The 18,047-nt window shown below is 67.2% G+C and carries 19 protein-coding genes and 1 tRNA gene; 9 read left to right on the plus strand and 11 right to left on the minus strand.

Features of this window, described 5'->3' with window-relative positions; translation table 11 throughout:
• Positions 1-61: 61 nt before the first annotated feature.
• From L8951_RS02260 to L8951_RS02275, 4 genes are all read right to left on the minus strand, one after another.
• Entirely contained in the window at positions 62-1,858 is a 1,797-nt protein-coding gene (locus tag L8951_RS02260; protein WP_244381375.1) for an acyl-CoA dehydrogenase C-terminal domain-containing protein, read from the minus strand.
• 2 nt (positions 1,859-1,860) lie between these two features.
• The gene (locus L8951_RS02265; RefSeq protein ID WP_244381376.1) at positions 1,861-2,253 is read right to left on the minus strand and encodes a MerR family transcriptional regulator; all 393 of its coding nucleotides are present in this window, start codon (positions 2,251-2,253) and stop codon (positions 1,861-1,863) included.
• 67 nt (positions 2,254-2,320) lie between these two features.
• Positions 2,321-2,749 carry a hypothetical protein gene (locus L8951_RS02270; RefSeq protein WP_244381377.1) on the minus strand — a complete coding sequence of 143 codons (429 nt, stop codon included), beginning with the start codon at positions 2,747-2,749 and terminating at the stop codon, positions 2,321-2,323.
• A 2-nt stretch (positions 2,750-2,751) separates the two neighbouring features.
• Positions 2,752-2,997, minus strand: coding sequence for a DUF7218 family protein (locus tag L8951_RS02275; protein WP_244381378.1), 246 nt, complete (start codon positions 2,995-2,997; stop codon positions 2,752-2,754).
• A 133-nt stretch (positions 2,998-3,130) separates the two neighbouring features.
• Here L8951_RS02275 and purF point away from each other — a divergent pair, with 133 nt between their 5' ends.
• A complete protein-coding gene (gene purF, locus L8951_RS02280) occupies positions 3,131-4,576 on the plus strand; it encodes an amidophosphoribosyltransferase (RefSeq protein WP_244381379.1) in 1,446 nt (481 codons plus the stop codon).
• 6 nt (positions 4,577-4,582) lie between these two features.
• Complete coding sequence (locus tag L8951_RS02285) at positions 4,583-5,290, plus strand: SDR family NAD(P)-dependent oxidoreductase (protein WP_244381380.1); 708 nt, start codon at positions 4,583-4,585, stop codon at positions 5,288-5,290.
• On the opposite strand, the gene L8951_RS02290 is transcribed toward L8951_RS02285, so the two are convergent.
• From L8951_RS02290 to L8951_RS02315, 6 genes are all read right to left on the minus strand, one after another.
• Positions 5,287-5,907: a protein-L-isoaspartate(D-aspartate) O-methyltransferase gene (locus L8951_RS02290; protein ID WP_244381381.1), complete on the minus strand. Its 621-nt coding sequence runs from the start codon at positions 5,905-5,907 to the stop codon at positions 5,287-5,289. The two genes, L8951_RS02285 and L8951_RS02290, sit on opposite strands and share 4 nt — an antisense overlap.
• On the minus strand, positions 5,904-7,151 hold the full coding sequence (locus L8951_RS02295; RefSeq protein ID WP_244381382.1) for an SAM-dependent methyltransferase: 1,248 nt from the start codon (positions 7,149-7,151) through the stop codon (positions 5,904-5,906). Before L8951_RS02295 ends, L8951_RS02290 begins: the two co-directional genes overlap by 4 nt.
• A gap of 3 nt (positions 7,152-7,154) precedes the next feature.
• The gene (locus L8951_RS02300; protein WP_244381383.1) at positions 7,155-8,540 is read right to left on the minus strand and encodes a cryptochrome/photolyase family protein; all 1,386 of its coding nucleotides are present in this window, start codon (positions 8,538-8,540) and stop codon (positions 7,155-7,157) included.
• On the minus strand, positions 8,537-9,451 hold the full coding sequence (locus L8951_RS02305) for a metal-dependent hydrolase (RefSeq protein WP_244381384.1): 915 nt from the start codon (positions 9,449-9,451) through the stop codon (positions 8,537-8,539). Before L8951_RS02305 ends, L8951_RS02300 begins: the two co-directional genes overlap by 4 nt.
• Positions 9,452-9,467: 16 nt before the next feature.
• Positions 9,468-10,478, minus strand: a complete 1,011-nt coding sequence (locus L8951_RS02310; RefSeq protein ID WP_244381385.1) for a 2-oxoacid:ferredoxin oxidoreductase subunit beta — start codon at positions 10,476-10,478, stop codon at positions 9,468-9,470.
• Positions 10,479-10,588: 110 nt separating this feature from the next.
• Positions 10,589-12,451: a 2-oxoacid:acceptor oxidoreductase subunit alpha gene (locus L8951_RS02315; RefSeq protein WP_244381386.1), complete on the minus strand. Its 1,863-nt coding sequence runs from the start codon at positions 12,449-12,451 to the stop codon at positions 10,589-10,591.
• Positions 12,452-12,534: 83 nt separating this feature from the next.
• Here L8951_RS02315 and L8951_RS02320 point away from each other — a divergent pair, with 83 nt between their 5' ends.
• The 6 genes from L8951_RS02320 (at position 12,535) to L8951_RS02345 (ending at position 17,287) form a co-directional block, all read left to right on the plus strand.
• Positions 12,535-13,017, plus strand: a complete 483-nt coding sequence (locus L8951_RS02320) for an RNA pyrophosphohydrolase (protein WP_244381387.1) — start codon at positions 12,535-12,537, stop codon at positions 13,015-13,017.
• A 10-nt stretch (positions 13,018-13,027) separates the two neighbouring features.
• Positions 13,028-14,239, plus strand: a complete 1,212-nt coding sequence (locus L8951_RS02325) for a hydrolase (RefSeq protein ID WP_244381388.1) — start codon at positions 13,028-13,030, stop codon at positions 14,237-14,239.
• Positions 14,236-15,252 (plus strand): arginine N-succinyltransferase, encoded by a 1,017-nt coding sequence (locus L8951_RS02330; protein WP_244381389.1) that lies wholly within the window; start codon positions 14,236-14,238, stop codon positions 15,250-15,252. The genes L8951_RS02325 and L8951_RS02330 overlap by 4 nt, the downstream gene beginning before the upstream one ends.
• Complete coding sequence (locus L8951_RS02335) at positions 15,249-16,508, plus strand: N-succinylarginine dihydrolase (protein WP_244381390.1); 1,260 nt, start codon at positions 15,249-15,251, stop codon at positions 16,506-16,508. The genes L8951_RS02330 and L8951_RS02335 overlap by 4 nt, the downstream gene beginning before the upstream one ends.
• A gap of 77 nt (positions 16,509-16,585) precedes the next feature.
• Positions 16,586-16,927, plus strand: a complete 342-nt coding sequence (locus L8951_RS11595) for a hypothetical protein (protein ID WP_322597126.1) — start codon at positions 16,586-16,588, stop codon at positions 16,925-16,927.
• Positions 16,928-17,110: 183 nt separating this feature from the next.
• Positions 17,111-17,287: a hypothetical protein gene (locus L8951_RS02345; RefSeq protein ID WP_244381391.1), complete on the plus strand. Its 177-nt coding sequence runs from the start codon at positions 17,111-17,113 to the stop codon at positions 17,285-17,287.
• A gap of 78 nt (positions 17,288-17,365) precedes the next feature.
• Here L8951_RS02345 and L8951_RS02350 read toward each other — a convergent pair.
• A tRNA-Arg gene (locus L8951_RS02350) sits at positions 17,366-17,442 on the minus strand.
• Between the two features lie 107 nt (positions 17,443-17,549).
• Between L8951_RS02350 and L8951_RS02355 the strand changes: the two genes are divergently transcribed.
• Positions 17,550-18,044 (plus strand): hypothetical protein, encoded by a 495-nt coding sequence (locus L8951_RS02355; protein ID WP_244381392.1) that lies wholly within the window; start codon positions 17,550-17,552, stop codon positions 18,042-18,044.
• Positions 18,045-18,047: the final 3 nt, after the last annotated feature.

Raw genomic sequence — 18,047 nt, forward strand, 5'->3', positions numbered from 1 at the left:
ACAAGGGGCGACCGCTGGAAGCGACCGCCCTTGCCTGGTCCATCCGAAGGCGATCGCCTACCTAGAAGGCGTCGACCGGCATCTTCATCAGCGTTTCCGCCCCCGCCTCGACCTTGCGACGCAGCCCGCTCGCCTCGGGCAGGTGGCGTTCGCCATAATAGCGCGCGGTGAGCAGCTTGGCCTCGTGGAAGGCGGCATCTTCGCCCGCCTGGTCCTTCAGCTCGGCGCTCTTGCCCGCCATCTTGAGCCACATCCAGCCCAGCGTGACGAGCCCCATCAGCTCCATATAGGCATAGGCGCCCGCGCCGGCATTGTTGGGGTCGGCCATGCCGTTCTGGGCCAGCCACATGGTCGCGCCCTGCAGGTGCCCGACCGCCTTCTCGAGCGGCTCGGCGATCCCAGCGGGGTCGCCCGCCTGCTTGGCCGCCGCGATATCCTCCGCGAGCAGCTCGAAATAGGCGCGGATCGCCCGCCCGCCATTCTGGCCCAGCTTGCGCCCGACGAGATCCATCGCCTGCACGCCGTTGGTGCCCTCGTAAATCTGCGCGATGCGCGCGTCGCGCACGAACTGTTCGACCCCCCATTCGCGGATATAGCCGTGCCCGCCGAAGACCTGCTGCGACTGCACCGCGGCCTCGAACCCCTTGTCGGTGAGGTAGCCCTTGATGACCGGGGTCAGCAGGCTGATCAGGTCATCGGCCTGCTGACGCTCCTCCTCGGTCTGCGCCTTGTGGGCGAGATCCACCTGGAGCGCGCCCCACAGCACGAGCGCGCGTGCCGCCTCGGTGAAGCTCTTGGTGTCCATCAGCATGCGGCGCACGTCGGGGTGCACCATGATGCTGTCGGCCTTGGCGCCCTCGTCGCGCCCCTCGGGCTTCAAGGCCCGGCCCTGGCGACGGTCCTTCGCATAGGCCACCGCATTCTGATAGGCGGCGTCACCTTGCGCGAGGCCCTGGAGCCCGACGCCAAGACGCGCCGCGTTCATCATGATGAACATGGCGGCAAGGCCCTTTTCCTTCTCGCCGATGAGATAGCCCGTCGCCTCGTCATAGTTCATGACGCAGGTCGAATTGCCGTGGATACCCATCTTCTCCTCGATCGAGCCGCAGCTGACCGCGTTGCGCTCGCCCAGCGATCCGTCCTCGTTGACGAGATACTTAGGCACGATGAACATCGAGATGCCCTGCACGTTGTCGGGGCTGTCGGGCATCTTGGCGAGCACCATGTGGATGATGTTCTCGCTCATGTCGTGCTCGCCGGCCGAGATGAAGATCTTGGTCCCGCTGATCTTGTAGGTGCCATCGTCCTGCGGCACGGCCTTGGTCTTGATGAGCCCGAGGTCGGTCCCGCAATGCGGTTCGGTGAGGTTCATCGTGCCGGTCCACTCGAGCGACACCATCTTGGGGGCGTAGGTCGCTTTCTGCTCTTCCGAGCCGACCGCCAGCAGCGCGGCGATCGCGCCCTGCGTCAGCCCGTTGTACATCTCGAACGCCTGGTTGGCGGCGACGACATATTCGCTGAATGCCGTCGACAGCACGTGCGGCAGGTCCTGCCCGCCATATTCCTCGGGGAAGCTGAGCGTCCCCCACCCGCCTTCGCGGAACTGGTCGAAGGCTTCCTTGAAACCCGTCGGCGTGGTGACGCTGCCATCATCATGCCGGGTGCAGCCCTCCTCGTCGCCCGACCGGTTGAGCGGCGCGATCACCTCGGCGGCGAACTTGCCGCCTTCGGTCAGAATCGCCTCGACGACATCCGCATCTGCATTCTGGAAACCGGGAAGGTTGGCGTAATTCTGCAGCCCGATCAGGTGATCGAGCACATATTTGGTATCGGCAACGGGGGCGTCGTAGACGGGCATGTTCAGTCCTCGCTATTGTCTTCGAGAAGGCGCACGAAGCCTTCCAGTTCTTCGATGGTTTCGTCGATATCGGCTTTCTGACGGGTCAGCGCGTCGATCCGCTCGCGGCAGCGGTCGAGCGTGACCTGCCGCTGCGTTCGGCGCTGGTCGCCGAGGTCGTAGAGATCGAGCAGTTCGCCGATCTCGGCGAGGCTGAAGCCGACGCGCTTGCCACGCAGGATCCACGCCACTCGGGCGCGGTCGCGTTCGGAATAGAGCCGCTGGGTGCCGACCCGCTTGGGCGAGATCAGTCGTTCGTCTTCATAGAAACGCAGCGCGCGGGCGGTGACCCCGAACTCCTCGCACATCTGCCCGATCGAATATTGGGCGTCGGAATCGGCATGGCTAGCTGACATGAAGGTAAGCTAGTTGACGCTTCCGTAAAGGTCAATGAGGTTGCGATGAACAACCCACGCCCTGCGCTCAGCAGATCGCCTCACCCGCCGGATCGACCGGATCGACGGCCGCGTCATGATCGGCGACTAGCTCGCGCGCGTCGAGGCGCGCATCGCCGCCGCAATAATAATCGCAAGCGGCATTGCCTGCATCGAGCCGGGCGACCTTTCCCTCGATCGAGAGCGGGATACGGCACTGCTCGTCTCCCCGGGGGACAAAGGCGAGTTCGTCGCCATCCCCCTCGACGCGCCCTTCCGCCATGCAATTGGCATCGCCCTCATCGGCATACAGGATGAAGCTCGCCGCGTTGCCCGCGCCGACGCAGAGGCCCGAGCGACCATCCTGCGCGGCGTAGAGCGCCGCCTCCAGCGCCGCCGTTTCCGGCGCGCCATCGTCCGCTTCGTTCGCGCAGCCCGTGAGGGCCAGCACGAGCGCCCCGCCCCAGATGATCCGCATGCTCAGTCCCTCAACGCCTCGATCATTTCGTCCTTGGTCATATCCGACCGCCCCTCGATATCGCGCTCCTGCGCGAGATCGTAAAGCTCCTCCTTCGTACGCTCCTCATAGGGCCGCGAGTCATGATCGATATTGTCGTTCACCCTGGCATTGGCGATCGCTGCCGCCTTCGATTTCGAATAGCCCTCCTCGCGCAGGTCTTCGTAGAGCTTGTCGTCCTTGATGCTGTCGCCGTGGTCCTTGGCCATGCGCCGTCCTTTCGCAAATTCCCCTCTTCCAATGATCGAGCGAACCCCGCGGCTCCCTCGTGACAGGAGGGAGACAAATGGCGTTCGCGCTCCTATATGCGTGTCCGTGGGTGGGGAGAGGATTCGCAAGGCCATGCTGACGACCAATCCGTTCGACGACGACAAGCTCCGCGAGGAATGCGGTGTCTTCGGGGTCTGGGGCGCCGACGGCGCCTCGTCGGTAGTCGCGCTCGGGCTCCACGCCCTCCAGCACCGCGGCCAGGAAGCCGCCGGGATCGTCAGCCACGACGGGCACAATTTCCATGCCCACCGCGCCATGGGGCATGTCGCCGGCAATTTCGATCGCGACGATATCATCCGCAAGCTCGCGGGCTCGGCCGCGATCGGGCACGTGCGCTATTCGACCACCGGCGAGACCGCGCTGCGCAACGTCCAGCCGCTGTTCGCCGACCTTGCCACCGGCGGGTTCGCGGTGGCGCACAACGGCAATCTGTCGAACGCGATGACGCTCCGCGACCAGCTCATTGCCCGCGGCTCGATCTTCCAGTCGACCAGCGACACCGAGGTCATCATCCATCTTGTCGCCACCTCGACCAAGCCGACCGCGGTCAAGCGCCTCAAGAAGGCGCTCAGAAAGGTCGAAGGCGCCTACAGCCTCGTCTGCCTCCTGCCCGACGGCCTCATCGCCTGCCGCGACCCGCTCGGCGTGCGCCCGTTGGTCATGGGCAGATATAACGACGCCTATGTCTTCGCGTCCGAAAGCGTCGCCTTCGACGTCATCGGCGCGCAATATATCCGCGATGTCGAACCGGGCGAGCTGATCGTCGTCAACGACGACGGGCTGCAGAGCTTCCACCCCTTCGAGGAGCAGAAGCCCCGCCCCTGTATCTTCGAACATGTCTATTTCTCGCGCCCCGACAGCATCATCGAGGGCACCAGCGTCTACCATACCCGCAAGGCGATCGGTGCCGAACTGGCGCGCGAGGCGCCGGTCGAGGCCGATCTCGTCGTTCCCGTGCCCGACAGCGGCGTCCCTGCCGCGATCGGCTACAGCCAGGCCGCCGACATCCCCTTCGAGCTCGGCATCATCCGCTCGCACTATGTCGGGCGCACCTTCATCCAGCCCACCGATGGCGTGCGTCACCTCGGCGTCAAGCTCAAGCACAACGCCAATTCCGCCCTCATCAAGGGCAAGCGCATCGTGCTCATCGACGACAGCATCGTGCGCGGCACCACCAGCCTCAAGATCGTGCAGATGATGCGCGATGCCGGCGCGGCCGAGGTGCATATGCGCATCGCTTCGCCGCCGACCCGCTTCAGCTGCTATTACGGCGTCGACACCCCGCGCCGCGAGAAGCTCCTCGCCGCGCAGATGAATGTCGAGGCGATGGCCAGGCATATCCAGGCCGACAGCCTCGCCTTCATCAGCCTCGAGGGGCTCTACAACGCGCTGGGCGATCACCGCGATGCGGCCCATCCGCAGCGCTGCGACGCCTGCTTCTCGGGCGACTATCCCACCACCCTCACCGACCGCGACCGCGAAGAACCGCAACAGCTCGACCTCGTCGCGAACGATTAGGATCCCATGACCAAGCCTTTTGACAACAAGACCGCGCTGGTGACCGGCGCGAGCCGCGGCATCGGTGCTGCCATCGCCGAAGCGCTCGCCGCGAATGGCGCCCACGTCATCCTCGTCGCGCGCGATGCCGCCGCGCTCGAACAGGTCGAGGAACGCATCCATGCCGCCGGCGGCAGCGCCACGATCGCGCCGATGGACCTGCTCGAAAATGGCAATATCGGCAAGCTCGGCCAGGCCATCGCCAGTCGCTGGGAGGCCCTCGACATCCTCGTCCTCAACGCCGCGACGCTGGGGACGCTGACCAGTGTCCAGGCGATCGACGGCAACGAATTCGTGCGGGTCATGAGCCTCAACCTCCTCGCCAATCAGGCGATGATCGCCGCGTTCCACGCCATGCTGGTGAAGGCGGAACGCGCGGAGGTCGTCGGCGTCACCAGCTCGGTGGGCGCCAACCCGCGGGCCTATTGGGGCGCCTATGGCGCCAGCAAGGCGGCCTTCGACACGCTTCTCAAGGCCTATGCCGACGAGAATGAGAACCCGGGCCGGATCCGGGTGCACCTTCTCGACCCCGGCGCCACCCGCACGACCATGCGCGTGCGCGCCTTCCCGGGGGAGGATCCCGCCGAGGTCAAGCCGCCCGAGGTCGTCGCCGAGGCGCTCGTCGAGCGGCTGCAGTCCGATGCGCCGACCGGGCAGACGGTTCGCGTCGACTAGCCTTCGATCAGGGGGACGAAGCGCACCGCGCACAGCGCGCGCTGGCTGATCCTCTCGCCAATGCGGCGGACCAGCACGAGCTCTTGGTGCTGGGCGGGCGATCCCACGGGCACGATCATTCGCCCCCCCTCCCCCAGCTGGGCGACGAGGGCGGGGGGAATGCGCGCCGCCGCCGCGGAAACGAGGATGGCGTCGAACGGGGCGGCCTCGGGCCAGCCGGCGCTGCCGTCGCTTGCGCGCAATCGGACCGTCTCGATGCCCAGCGCGGCCATCCGGGCCCGCGCCGGTTCGATGAAGGACGCCACCCGTTCGATGGCGTGGACGCTCGCCACCAGCCGGCTCGCCACCGCCGCCGCATAGCCCGATCCCGCGCCGACCTCGAGCAGCCGGTCGTCGGGCGCGAGCTCGAGCGCCTGGAGCATATAGGCCACGATATAGGGCTGCGAGATCGTCTGTCCCGCGCCGATCGGCAGCGGTCGGTCGGCATAGGCCTCGCTCGCCAGCGAGTCGGCGATGAACCGCTCGCGCGGGATCGCCGCCATCGCCTCGAGCACCCGCGGGTCCGAGATGCCGCGGCGGCGCAGCTGCCGCTCGACCATCTCGGCCCGGCTGGTCATCGGGTCCGGGTCAGCGTCACCTGCGCGACATCGATCCCGCGCCCGGCGAACCCGCCTTCGCAATACATCAAGTAGAAGCGCCACAGGTCGTGGAAACGCTCGCTGAACCCGTCCAACTCGCCGCGCGCCACCGCCGCGTCATACCGCTCGCGCCAGTGTCGAAGCGTGCGCGCATAGTCGGCGGCAAACCCGTGTCGATCGCCCCAGGTGAGCCCGCGCTCGCGCGCCAGCGCGCTGAAGGCGGGCTCGTCGAGCAGCATGCCGCCCGGGAAGATGTAGGTCTGGATGAAGTCGGCGCTGGTCCGATAGGCCGGAAAGAGGCGATGGTCGATCGAGATGAACTGCAGCGCCGCCCGCCCGCCGGGCCGCAGATTGCGCCGGATGCAGTCGAGATAGGCGGGCCACCAGCGCTCGCCTACCGCCTCGACCATCTCGACCGACGCGACCGCATCGAAGTGCTCGTTGCACTGCCGATAATCCTGCAGCCTGATCTCGATCCGGTCGGACAGCCCCGCCTCGGCGATCCGGTCATCGGCCCAGGCCTTCTGCTCGGTCGACAGCGTCAGGCCGACGACCCGGGCCCCGCGCCGCGCCGCCGCGATCGCCAGGCTGCCCCAGCCGCAGCCGATCTCGAGCAGCCGGTCGCCTTCGGCAAGCTTGAGCCGGTCGAGCAACGCCTCGATCTTGCGGTGCTGCGCTGCCTCGAGCCCGTCCCCCGGTGCGAAGATCGCCGAGGAATAGCTCATCGTCGGGTCGAGCCACTGGCTGTAGAAATCGTTGCCCAGATCGTAGTGCGCGGCGATATTCTCTCGCGCCCGCACCAACCCGTTGTCGCGCAAGCGGTGCGCCAGCGCGTTGATCCAGCGCATCGGTCCCTTGGCCCGCGCCGTGTCGCCGAGCGCGAGGGCGTTATCCATGATGAGCGCGAACAGGGGTACCGGGTCGGGCGACGTCCATTCGTTCTTTTCCCACGCCTTGTACCACCCGACCGATCCCGCCAGCGCCAGCCGGACCAGCGCCATGTAGCTGTGGAGGTGGACGATGGCGACATGTCCGGGCGCGTTGAACCCGATGTCGCGCGCGGTGCCGTCGGGCAGCGTCCCGTGGATGCCGCCCCGCACCAGCCGTTCATCGAGCCGGTGCAGCAACGGCTTGAAGGCCGGCGCCACCAGCCGGGCGAGCCAGCCCTCGCCCGTCGCGAAAACCCGGTCGCCCTGCAACAGATGATCGCCCCGGCTCGCCATGGTCTATCCCGCTTTCATTTCCCGATATGCCGAAAGGGCACGGTCGCGTGCCTGCTTATGCCCGATCCGCTTTTCAGGATAGTCCGAAGGTGCGCAGCCGGCGGCGTGGGGGTCATGGATGGCCGCGTCGGGTAGGTCGGCCAGTTCGGGCACCCATTGGCGGATATAGTCGCCCGCGGCATATTTTTCCGACTGGCTGAGCGGGGCCATGATCCGTACGAACATGTTGCTGTCGACCCCCGTCCCCGCGACCCATTGCCAGTTGGTCCCGTTCGACCCGTAGTCGGCGTCGACCAGCGTGTCCCAGAACCATCGTTCGCCCTCGCGCCAGTCGATCAGCAAGTGCTTGATCAGGAAGCTGGCGACGATCATCCGCACGCGATTGTGGATCCAGCCGATCGCCCAGAGCTGCCGCATTCCCGCGTCCACGATGGGGTAGCCGGTCCGTCCGGCCTTCCACGCCTCGAAATCCTCTCGGGCGGTGGACGAGCGGAAGTCGCGCCACTCGAACGCGTCGAAATCGCGGTAGCTGCGGTCGGGATAGTTGGGGAATTGATGGATTACATTCTGCGAGAAATCGCGCCACCCGAGCTCGGACAGGAAGGTGCCCACCGAGCCCCCGGCATCCTTGACCCGGTCATAGACCCGTGCCGGCGAGATCTCGCCCCAATGCAAGTGCGGGCTCAGCTTCGAGGTCCCCTCGAGCGAGGGGCAGTTGCGTTGTCCCTCGTATCGCGAGGCTTCGTCCTCGAAGGCGCGGAGGCGCTTGAGCGCACCCTCCTCGCCCGGTTCCCATTCCTGCTCCATCGCGCTCGCCCAGTTGGGATGCGTCGGCAGCAGGCCCCAAGCCTCGAGGTCGTCGCTCTCGGGCCAATCCGACGGCGTCTCGATGCGCCGGGGCCGGGGACGCGGCTCGGGCGGCGGCATCCGCTCCTTGAGCGCGCGCCAGAAGGGGGTGAAGATCTTGTAGGGCTCGCCCGCCCCCGTCGTCACCGCGCCCGGCGGCTCGAGATAGTTGCCGTCGTGCAAGCACAGGTCGACCTGATCGGCGATGCGATCCTCGGCCTCCTTCCACCACGGCTCGTAATGACGCAGGGCGTGCACCCGGGTCGCGCCGGTCTCCTGGCACAGCTGCGGAAGGACGTGGTCGACCCGCCCGCGTCGCAGGATCAGCCGCGAGCCCTTCGCCGCCAGCGCGCCCGCAAGGCTCTCGAGGCTGCGATGCAGCCACCAGCGCGAGGCACCGCCGGGCTTGCGGTCGCCCGGCGTCTCGTCGTCGAGGACGAAGACGGGGACGACCGGTCCTTCGTCGGCTGCGCTGGCCAACGCCGCCTGGTCCGACAGCCGCAGGTCGCGGCGGAACCAGAGGATCACGGGGTCCTTGCTCATTGGGCTGCTCCCAGGTCGATCGTGAAGCTCGACGAGACGCGCTCGTCGAGGAAGCGCTGGTCAGCGAGCAGCACCCGCCCGTCGCGCTCGATGATCACCGGCAACCGCGACCAGAACAGATATGCCTCGACATCGTCGCGCCCGCGCGCCGCTTGCAGCAGCGGGTGGTTGAGCCCGACGAACTGCGGCTGTCCCGACAATAGCACCCCCTCGGGCCAGTGATAGTCACCGAAGCCGTAGAGCCCGCCGCCGCGCCAAAGGATCTCGCGCTGCCAGAACTTGATCGGAACCGGTGCCGCGACCGTACGCCCCGGCTCGATCCTCCATTGCTTGCCGACCAGTTCCTGCCCCTGCCGTTCGGCCAGCCCGGTGATCCAGCCATTGCCCGCGATATAGGCGCAAAGCAGCACGAACATCAGCCAGGCGGGTCGGGGGAAGTGACGACCGCCGCGCTGCTCGATCGACCGCGAGGTCCAGACCCCCAGGACGAGGATGGCCCACACCCAGATGTCGATGATGAACAAGGTGTCGCCGTAGAACCAGCGATGCGAGAACGGCTCGAGCCAGCGGATCCCGTAGACATTGAGCCAATCGAGCAGGGGATGCGAGAGCGTGCCGAGGAGCGCGCAAAGATAGAGCCAGCCGGGGCGCACGCGCTCGCGCCCTGGGCGCCATCGGTCCCAACCCCACACCGCCAGCGTCAGCAGGATCGGCAGGACCAGCATCGCCAGCGGCGCGTGCGTCAGCCCGCGGCGGATCGCCAGATGCTCGGTCCCGAGCAACAGCGCGAGCGCGTCGATATCGGGCAGGTTGGCCGCGATGATCAGCGTCGGCATCGCCCGCGGGGTCAACCGCTTCAGCCCCATCTGGCCGAGAAGCGCGCCAGCGAGGCTGTGCGTGATATTGTCCATCGCCCCTTGAACGGGACTATTCGACGCGCGGTTCCTTCGTCACCTGCCACGTCTGCCCCTGCCGCAGCAGCGCCTGGAGGTCGGCGACCTTGCCTTCGGACACCGCGCGGTTCTGTTCGACGACCGCGCTCTCGTAGGTCGGAGCCGGATCCTCGTAGAGGACGCCGAGCGCGACCGGGAAGAGGTCGGCGGGCATTTCGGCGAGCAGCAGCGCGATGGCACGATTGGCGGGATCGTGCACCAGCACCTCCCCGCTGTCGCCCGCGACCACCTTCAGCGTCTTGGTCGACTGGTCGAAGCCGATCCCCTTCTCGCCGCCGGCAAACAGCATCTTCTCGCCCGCCTCGAGCCACAATTGCTTCTCGGCCGCCACCTTGCGGTCGGTGAAGGGCCCGAACACGTCGTCGTTGTAGACGATGCAATTCTGGAAGATCTCGACGAACGCTGCGCCCTTGTGCGCATGCGCTGCCTTGAGCACCTCGGGCAGCTTCTTGTTGACGTCGATCCCGCGCGCCACGAAGCGCGCGCCGGCGCCGAGCGCGAAGCTCGCGGGCAGCGCCGGCCGATCGACCGACCCGAACGGGGTCGAGGGGCTGCGCGTGCCGACCCGGCTGGTCGGCGAATATTGCCCCTTGGTGAGCCCGTAAATCTCGTTGTTGAACAGCAGGAGCTGGCAATCGAGGTTGCGGCGCAGCAGGTGCATTGTGTGATTGCCGCCGATCGACAGCGCATCGCCATCGCCGGTGATGATCCACACGTCGAGCTCGGGATTGGCCAGCTTCACCCCCGTCGCGACCGCGCAGGCGCGGCCGTGAATGGTGTGAAAGCCATAGCTCGCCATGTAATAGGGAAAGCGGCTTGAGCAGCCGATGCCCGACACGAACACCGTATTGGCGGGATCCGATCCCAGCTCGGGCAGCGTGCGCTGCACCGCTTTCAGGATCGCATAGTCCCCGCAGCCGGGGCACCAGCGCACTTCCTGTTCGGAGGCCCAGTCCTTGGCGGTCAGTTTCACTTGTTCGTTCATCTCAACCTGTCCTTACCACCAGCCGTTCGCGGCCCCGACAATATACCCGATCACGACCGCCATCACGAGCAACGGCCAGACGTTTATCGGCTTCATGTCTTCGGGCTGGGTCATGCCAGCGCCTCCTCGATCGCCGCCTCGATCTCGGCGATCATGAAGGGTTGCCCGGCAATCTTGTTCATCGGCCGCGCATCGACGAGGAACTGGTCGCGCAGCATGGTCTTCAATTGCCCCGCGTTCATCTCGGGCACGATGATCTTGTCATACCCCTTGAGCAGCGCGCCGAGGTTCTTGGGGAAAGGCGCGATGTGGCGGATGTGGATGTGGCTGACGTCCATCCCCCGCTTGCGGGCGCGGCGGACCGCCTGGTGGATCGGACCGAAGGTCGAGCCCCAGCCGACCATCGCCAGCCGTCCCGAGGTCGAGCCGAGGCAGACATCCTGTTCGGGAATGCTGTCGGCGACGTTGCGGACCTTGGCGAAACGCTCCTCGGTCATCTGCGCATGATGCTCGGGCGTGTAGCTGATGTGCCCCGTCACCGGCGCCTTCTCGATCCCGCCGATGCGATGCTCGAGCCCCGGGGTGCCGGGCTTGATCCACGGGCGCGACCCCCGCGCATCGCGCTGGTATGGTTCGACGTCCTTTTCGGCAAAACGCACCGCGAAGGGCACGTGACTGCTCGCGTCGGGTACCTTCCACGGTTCGGCGGCATTGGCGATATAGCCGTCGGTGAGCAGCATTACCGGGGTCATGTACTGGACCGCGATCCGCACCGCCTCGATCGCGCAATCATAGGCGTCGGCGGGCGAGCGTGCGGCGATGACCGGAATCGGCGCATCGCCGTTGCGCCCGTAGACCGCCTGGTACAGGTCCGATTGCTCGGTCTTGGTCGGCAGCCCGGTCGAGGGGCCGCCGCGCTGCGAATTGACGATCACCAGCGGCAGTTCGGTCATCACCGCCAGCCCGATCGCCTCGCCCTTGAGCGCGATCCCCGGACCCGACGACGAGGTCACCCCGAGACTGCCCGCATAGCTCGCGCCGATGGCCGAACAGATGGCGGCGATCTCGTCCTCCGCCTGGAAGGTCGTGATCCCGAACTGCTTCAGGCGCGACAGGTGGTGCAGCAGCGGCGAGGCCGGCGTGATCGGGTAGGAGCCGAAGAACATCGGCAGCCCGGCCAATTGGGCGCCCGCGACCAGTCCGATCGACAGGCTCTCGGCGCCCGTTACCGTGCGATAGAGCCCCGGCTCGGCGGGGGCGGGGTCGATATGATGCTGGCGCACCTGCCCGCCGATCTCGGCGGTCTCGCCATAGGCGTGACCCGCGTTGAGCGCGGCGATGTTGGCTTCGGCGATCTCGGGCTTCTTGGCGAATTTGGCCTTGAGCCAGTCGACCACCGGCTGGCGGTCGCGGTCGAACATCCACAGCGCGAGGCCGAGGGTCCACATGTTCTTGGACCGCAGCGCCTCCTTGTTCGACAGGCCGAATTCCTTGACCGCCTCGAGCGTGCGCGCCGAAATGTCGAAGGCGATCACCTTGTACCTGGCAAGGCTGTCGTTCTCGAGCGGGTTGTCGTCATAGCCCGCCTTGGCAAGGTTGCGCGCCGAGAACTCGCCCGTATCGGCGATGATCAGCCCGCCCTCCTTCAAGGCCGCGACGTTCACCTTGAGCGCGGCCGGGTTCATCGCCACCAGCACGTCCGGGGCATCGCCCGCGGTCTCGATCGCGGCCGAGCCGAAATTGATCTGGAAGGCGGAGACGCCGAAGGTCGTCCCCTGCGGGGCGCGGATTTCGGCGGGAAAGTCGGGGAAGGTGGCAAGGTCGTTCCCCGCCAGCGCGGTCGATAGCGTGAACTGGCCGCCGGTCAGCTGCATCCCATCGCCGCTGTCACCGGCAAAGCGGACCACCACGGCCTCGGCGCGATCGGCCGCCGTCGCCTCTACAGGGGTCAGTTTCTGGGTCGCTGTTACCATTGTTTCCCGTCCGTCATTGCGCTTATGGGCTGCCCTTACGGATGCCCGCCCCGCTAATCTAGTGCTTTGAGGAGACAGATGCCATGTCCGACGACGATCGATACCGCTTCGGGGCGGGCGTCATGCTCCTCAACCACCATGGCCACGCCTGGATCGGACGCCGGATCGATAACGTCGACGAGGCCTGGCAGATGCCGCAGGGCGGCATCGATCGCGGCGAGGACAGCTGGCAGGGCGCATTGCGCGAACTGGAAGAAGAGACCGGGATCATCCCCCAGCTCGTTCACCGCATCGAGGGTAGCCCCCGCCTCGAACTTCGCTACGACCTGCCCGAACCGCTGCGCGGCAAGCTTTGGGGCGGGCGCTGGATCGGCCAGCGCCAGCACTGGTTCCTGATGCGGTTCACCGGCGAGGACCACCACATCGACATCGCCACCGAGCATCCCGAATTCTCGCACTGGCAATGGGCCGAACCGCAGCGGCTGCCCGACCTCATCGTGCCCTTCAAGCGCCAGATGTACCGCGACATCCTCGCGGGGTTTGCCGACTGGATCGGCCCGCGCTAGGAGGCTGTCCATGGGGAGCTTGTCGACACAGGAAACGGCGATCGTCGATGCGGCGAGGAGCGGGCATGACGAGGCCTTCGCGCAGACCAGGGCCTGGGCCGAGATCAATTCGGGCAGCCGCAACCTCGACGGGCTCGCGACGGTCGCGGGCGAGATTGCCGACGCCTTCGCGGTGCTGCCCGGCGGGCTCGAGCTGGTCGACCCCGCCCCCGTCAGCGCGGTCGATGCGGCGGGGCACGAGGTCGCGCTCGACCACGGCCGCCACCTGCACCTCACGGTGCGCCCCGAGGCCCCCGTCCAGCTGCTCTTCACCGGGCACATGGACACCGTCTTCCCGGTCGATCACCCGTTCCAGTCGCTGACCTGGCTCGAGGAGGGCAAGGTGTTGAATGGGCCCGGCATCACCGACATGAAGGGCGGGATCGCGGTCATGCTGGCCGCGCTCAAGGCGCTCGAGGCGAGCCCGCTGGCCCCCGCGTTCGGCTATGAGGTGGTGATCAACTCGGACGAGGAGATCGGATCGGCCTCGTCGCAGCCGCTGCTCCGCCAGGCGGCCGCAGGCAAGCGCGCCGCCTTCACCTACGAACCTTCCGCGCTGCCCGATGGCACGCTGGCCGGCGCCCGCGCGGGCTCGGGCAACTATTCGATCACCCTGCATGGCAAGTCGGCGCACGCCGGGCGCAACCCGCGCGATGGACGCAACGCGCTGGTCGCCGCCGCCGACCTCGCGCTGCAGCTCAAGGCGGCGATGGACGACAGCCTTACGGTCAACCCGGCGCGGATCGACGGCGGCGGTCCCAATAATGTCGTGCCCGACCTTGCGATCCTGCGGGTCAATTTCCGGTGCACCACGCTCGAGGACCAGGCCCGCGCCGAACGATTGGTCGCCGATACCGTCGCCTCGGTCGCGCGCGCGCACGAGGTCCGGCCGCACATCCACGGCGGGTTCGGTCGCCCCCCAAAGCCAATGACCCCGGCGATGGAAACGCTGTTTGGCCTCGTCAAGCGCGCCGGCGCCGATCTCGACCTCGAGATCGGCTGGAAGGCGACCGGCGGGGTCTGCGATGGCAACAATATCGCTGCCACCGGGATCCCGGTCGTCGACACGATGGGCGTGCGCGGCGGCGCCATCCACAGCCCCGACGAATTTCTCCTCGTCGAGAGCATCGGCGAACGCGCCGCGCTCTCGGCCCTATCGATTGCGAGATTGATCACCCCATGACCTATGTCCTGCGTGCTGCCGGCATCGAGGATCTCGATGCGCTCTACGACCTGTCGAAACTGACCGGCGGCGGGTTCACCAACCTGCCCGCGGACCGCGAGACGCTCACCGCGCGTCTCGAGCGCTCCGATGCCAGCTTCGCCCGCGAGGGCGAGTCCCCCGACGACGACCTGTACATCTTCATGCTCGAGGAAGTAGGGAGCGGCGGGATTCGCGGCACCTGCCAGGTGTTCGGCAAGGTGGGGGTCGAGCAGCCCTTCTACAGCTACCGCATCTCGACCATCACGCAGAAATCGGCCGAACTCGACCGCATCTTTCGCAACCGCCTGCTCTCGCTCTGCACCGACCTCGAGGGGGCGAGCGAGGTCGGCGGCCTGTTCCTTCATCCCGCGGCGCGCGCCGGCGGGCTGGGATTGCTGCTGGCCCGTTCGCGCTATCTCTTCATCAAGCAGCACCGCCCGCGGTTCGGCGACAAGATCCTCGCCGAGTTGCGCGGCGTCATCGACGAGGGTGGCCATTCGCACTTCTGGGACGCGATCGGCGGGCGCTTCTTCGGCATGACCTTTCCCGAAGCCGACGGCTTCAACGCGATCCACGGGACCCAGTTCATCGCCGACCTGTTCCCCAAGACGCCGATCTACGTGAACATGCTCCCCGAAGCCGCCCGCTCGGTAATCGGCCAGCCGCATCCCTCGGGCCGCGCCGCGATGCGCATGCTCGAGAAGGAAGGGCTGACCTTCGAACATTATATCGACATCTTCGACGGCGGTCCCACGATGGTCGGCACCACCGACCAGGTCGCCTCGATCCGCGACAGCGAATGGCAGTTGCTCGGCAAGCCGCTCGACAAGGGAGGCGAACAGATGATCGTCGCCGCCGGTCGCCTCAAGAACTTCCGCTGCTGTCACGCGCGCGGCAGCCTCGAAGACGGTGAACTTCGCATGGACGCGACGGCGATGGCCGCGCTTGACGTCGAGCCCGGGGACCGCGTGCTCGCGGTGAGCCGGCGATGACCATTCGCGAGATCAACTTCGACGGCCTCATCGGCCCGAGCCACAATTACGCCGGACTCAGCCTCGGCAACCTCGCCTCGACGCGCCATGCCGGCGACATCTCGCGCCCGCGCGAGGCGGCGTTGCAGGGGATCGAGAAGATGCGCGCCAATCTCGAGTTGGGGCTGGTGCAGGGTGTTTTCATGCCGCTGCCGCGCCCTAATGGCGGCTGGCTGCGCGCGCTCGGCGCCGACTATCTCGAGTGCAACCATGCGCTGGCCGCCAACGCCATGTCGGCCTCCTCGATGTGGGCGGCCAATGCCGCCACCGTGAGCCCGGCGCCCGATACCGCCGATGGCCGCTGCCACCTGACCGTGGCCAATCTCAAGACGATGCCGCATCGCAGCCACGAATGGCCCGATACGCTGGCCCAGCTCCGCCTCGCCTTCGCCCACGAGGCCTTTGCGGTCCATTCCCCGGTCCCCCCCGTCTTCGGCGACGAGGGCGCCGCCAATTTCATGCGCCTTGCCGACCGCCACGCCGACAAGGGACTGGAAATCTTCGTCTATGGCGTCTCGGGCGGTCCCTTCCCGGCGCGCCAGCATATCGAGGCCAGCCGCGCCGTCGCCCGGCTGCATCGCCTCGATCCCGAACGCGTCCTGTTCGTCCAGCAATCCGACGAAGCGATCAGCGCCGGGGCCTTCCACAACGACGTCGTCGCGGTCGCCAACGAACGCACGCTCTTCGCGCATGAAAAGGCCTTCGCGGATCGTGACGATACCATCTCGCGTATCGCCGAGCGCTTCCCCGGCCTCGACTATGTCGAGGTGGCCGATGCCGACGTCCCGCTCGCCGATGCGATCTCCTCCTATCTTTTCAACGCGCAGTTGCTGACCCTGCCGAGCGGCGAACAGACGCTGGTGGTGCCGAGCGAGTGCCGCGAGACCCCGACTGTCTGGCGCTGGCTCGAGGCGCACCTCGCCTCCAACGGCCCGATCCGCCGCGTCGAGGTCGTCGACGTCCGCCAGTCGATGGCCAACGGCGGCGGCCCGGCCTGCCTCCGCTTGCGGGTCGCCTGCGATCCCGCGACGGTCGACCCGCGGTTCCTCGTCGACCAGGCCAAGCTCGACGCCATGGCTAAGGTCGTCGCGCGGACATGGCCCGAGACCATCGATGCGCGCGAGGTCCAGAGCGAAACGCTGGTCGCCACCGTCACGGCCGCGCGCCGCGCCATGCTCGACCTGCTCGACCTCGGCGCGCTCGACCTGTCGGATTAACAGACAGTCAAGCAAAGCGTTTAACGTTTTTTTGGCGGAACGGCTTGGTTGGCACGGCGTTTGCTTAACCTATGTCGATGCTCAGCAAGATCGCTCGCCTGTTCACCATCAAGACCCGCTTCGAAGCGGCGCTGATCACTTATGCGATCGCGCTCGGCGCGGTCATGCGCGGGCAGGCCTATGCGCATCAATTCCCCGGGCTGCTGGGCAATCTGCTGTTCCTCGCCTGCCTGGGCGTGGTCTTTCTGGCGGGAGCCAAGCTGTTCGACGCGGTGCGCCCCGCCCCGCCCGCGATCTCGCGCGGTCCCTGGCGCACGCCGGCGCGTCATCGCGGTCATCGTCGGCGTCACCATCGGCGGCGGCGCGCGTCCGACCGGACGCCGCGACTCGCGCCGCCGATTCGCGCCCGGCGCCCCTGACCGCGCGCGAACTCGCGCCGCGCGCGGCCAATCCGGCCGACCCAATGTGCGAACAAAACAGGACGAAAGCCCTGTTTTCTTAAAGCGGGTTAAGCGTGAGCTCGCTGCCGCCTTGCAATTCACCGCTGCTTTACCATTCTATCGCACCATCTCCCGCGACGATAAGCTTGGGAGAATTGGGTCATGGCGGGGGATCACATGCTGCGCGTCGAATCCGACTTGCGTTTTTACCAGCGGCGCGCCGCGCAGGAGCGGCTCGCGGCGGCTCGAGCGGTCACCCATGCGGCGCGCGAACGCCATGAGATGCTGGCCGCCCGTTTCCACGATCGCGCGCGCGAGATGCAGGCGCAAACCGCCTGATCGCCGCTTTCCGACCGGCTGCCATATCAGCAGGAAAAAGGCCGCCGTCTCCGGGGAGACAGCGGCCTTTCCTATAAGTGGCGCGCCCGGAAGGATTCGAACCTCCGACCACCTGATTCGTAGTCAGGTACTCTATCCAGCTGAGCTACGGGCGCTTGGGTTGACGGGGGCAATAGAGAGGGCTCGCGCGCCTTTCAAGACGTTTTTTGGACAAAATCGGAAAAGATTGCCTCGCCTCGCCCAGCTGGTTAGTCCGACGACTATGCGCAGCGCCCTTTCCTTTCTGCTCCTGCTCCCCCTCGCAGCCTGTCACGCGGACCGGACGGTCCCGGCCCTGTCGGCACGTCCCGCCGAAGCGCTCGACCCGCGGCTGCCCGTCGGCTCGACCACCCCGCCCCCCGGCGAGCTCACCGTCGGCGAGGCCATCGCCGCGCTCGCCGCACGCCTGTCCGAGGGGCGCGATGCCTTCGCCGCGCAATGGCCGAGCGCCGAGGCCGCCGCCAGCGCCGCCGGCGCCCGTGGCAGCGAGAGCTGGGTTCGCGCGCAGGAGGAAATGGGATTGCTTGTGCGCAGCCGCGAAGGCGTCGCGCGCGTTCTTGCGGACGCGGCCGAACTGGCCACCGGGCAAATCGCGCGCGACGGCTGGGCAAGCCCTCGCGACCGCGCCGCGCTCGAGGCCCTGCTCGCCGACGCCAGCGACCTCGATCGCGCGCAGGCCGCCGCGCTCGCCCGCCTCGAAGCGCGCATCGCGCGCTAGGCA

The sequence above is a fragment of the Sphingomicrobium astaxanthinifaciens genome (genome assembly GCF_022865105.1).
Taxonomy (GTDB): domain Bacteria; phylum Pseudomonadota; class Alphaproteobacteria; order Sphingomonadales; family Sphingomonadaceae; genus Sphingomicrobium; species Sphingomicrobium astaxanthinifaciens.

Coding starts and splice junctions, on each gene's coding strand:
- L8951_RS02260 (WP_244381375.1), bottom strand. CDS start 1,858: ATGCCCGTCTACGACGCCCCCGTTGCCGATACCAAATATGTGCTCGAT.
- L8951_RS02265 (WP_244381376.1), bottom strand. CDS start 2,253: ATGTCAGCTAGCCATGCCGATTCCGACGCCCAATATTCGATCGGGCAG.
- L8951_RS02270 (WP_244381377.1), bottom strand. CDS start 2,749: ATGCGGATCATCTGGGGCGGGGCGCTCGTGCTGGCCCTCACGGGCTGC.
- L8951_RS02275 (WP_244381378.1), bottom strand. CDS start 2,997: ATGGCCAAGGACCACGGCGACAGCATCAAGGACGACAAGCTCTACGAA.
- purF (WP_244381379.1), top strand. CDS start 3,131: ATGCTGACGACCAATCCGTTCGACGACGACAAGCTCCGCGAGGAATGC.
- L8951_RS02285 (WP_244381380.1), top strand. CDS start 4,583: ATGACCAAGCCTTTTGACAACAAGACCGCGCTGGTGACCGGCGCGAGC.
- L8951_RS02290 (WP_244381381.1), bottom strand. CDS start 5,907: ATGACCAGCCGGGCCGAGATGGTCGAGCGGCAGCTGCGCCGCCGCGGC.
- L8951_RS02295 (WP_244381382.1), bottom strand. CDS start 7,151: ATGGCGAGCCGGGGCGATCATCTGTTGCAGGGCGACCGGGTTTTCGCG.
- L8951_RS02300 (WP_244381383.1), bottom strand. CDS start 8,540: ATGAGCAAGGACCCCGTGATCCTCTGGTTCCGCCGCGACCTGCGGCTG.
- L8951_RS02305 (WP_244381384.1), bottom strand. CDS start 9,451: ATGGACAATATCACGCACAGCCTCGCTGGCGCGCTTCTCGGCCAGATG.
- L8951_RS02310 (WP_244381385.1), bottom strand. CDS start 10,478: ATGAACGAACAAGTGAAACTGACCGCCAAGGACTGGGCCTCCGAACAG.
- L8951_RS02315 (WP_244381386.1), bottom strand. CDS start 12,451: ATGGTAACAGCGACCCAGAAACTGACCCCTGTAGAGGCGACGGCGGCC.
- L8951_RS02320 (WP_244381387.1), top strand. CDS start 12,535: ATGTCCGACGACGATCGATACCGCTTCGGGGCGGGCGTCATGCTCCTC.
- L8951_RS02325 (WP_244381388.1), top strand. CDS start 13,028: ATGGGGAGCTTGTCGACACAGGAAACGGCGATCGTCGATGCGGCGAGG.
- L8951_RS02330 (WP_244381389.1), top strand. CDS start 14,236: ATGACCTATGTCCTGCGTGCTGCCGGCATCGAGGATCTCGATGCGCTC.
- L8951_RS02335 (WP_244381390.1), top strand. CDS start 15,249: ATGACCATTCGCGAGATCAACTTCGACGGCCTCATCGGCCCGAGCCAC.
- L8951_RS11595 (WP_322597126.1), top strand. CDS start 16,586: ATGCTCAGCAAGATCGCTCGCCTGTTCACCATCAAGACCCGCTTCGAA.
- L8951_RS02345 (WP_244381391.1), top strand. CDS start 17,111: ATGGCGGGGGATCACATGCTGCGCGTCGAATCCGACTTGCGTTTTTAC.
- L8951_RS02355 (WP_244381392.1), top strand. CDS start 17,550: ATGCGCAGCGCCCTTTCCTTTCTGCTCCTGCTCCCCCTCGCAGCCTGT.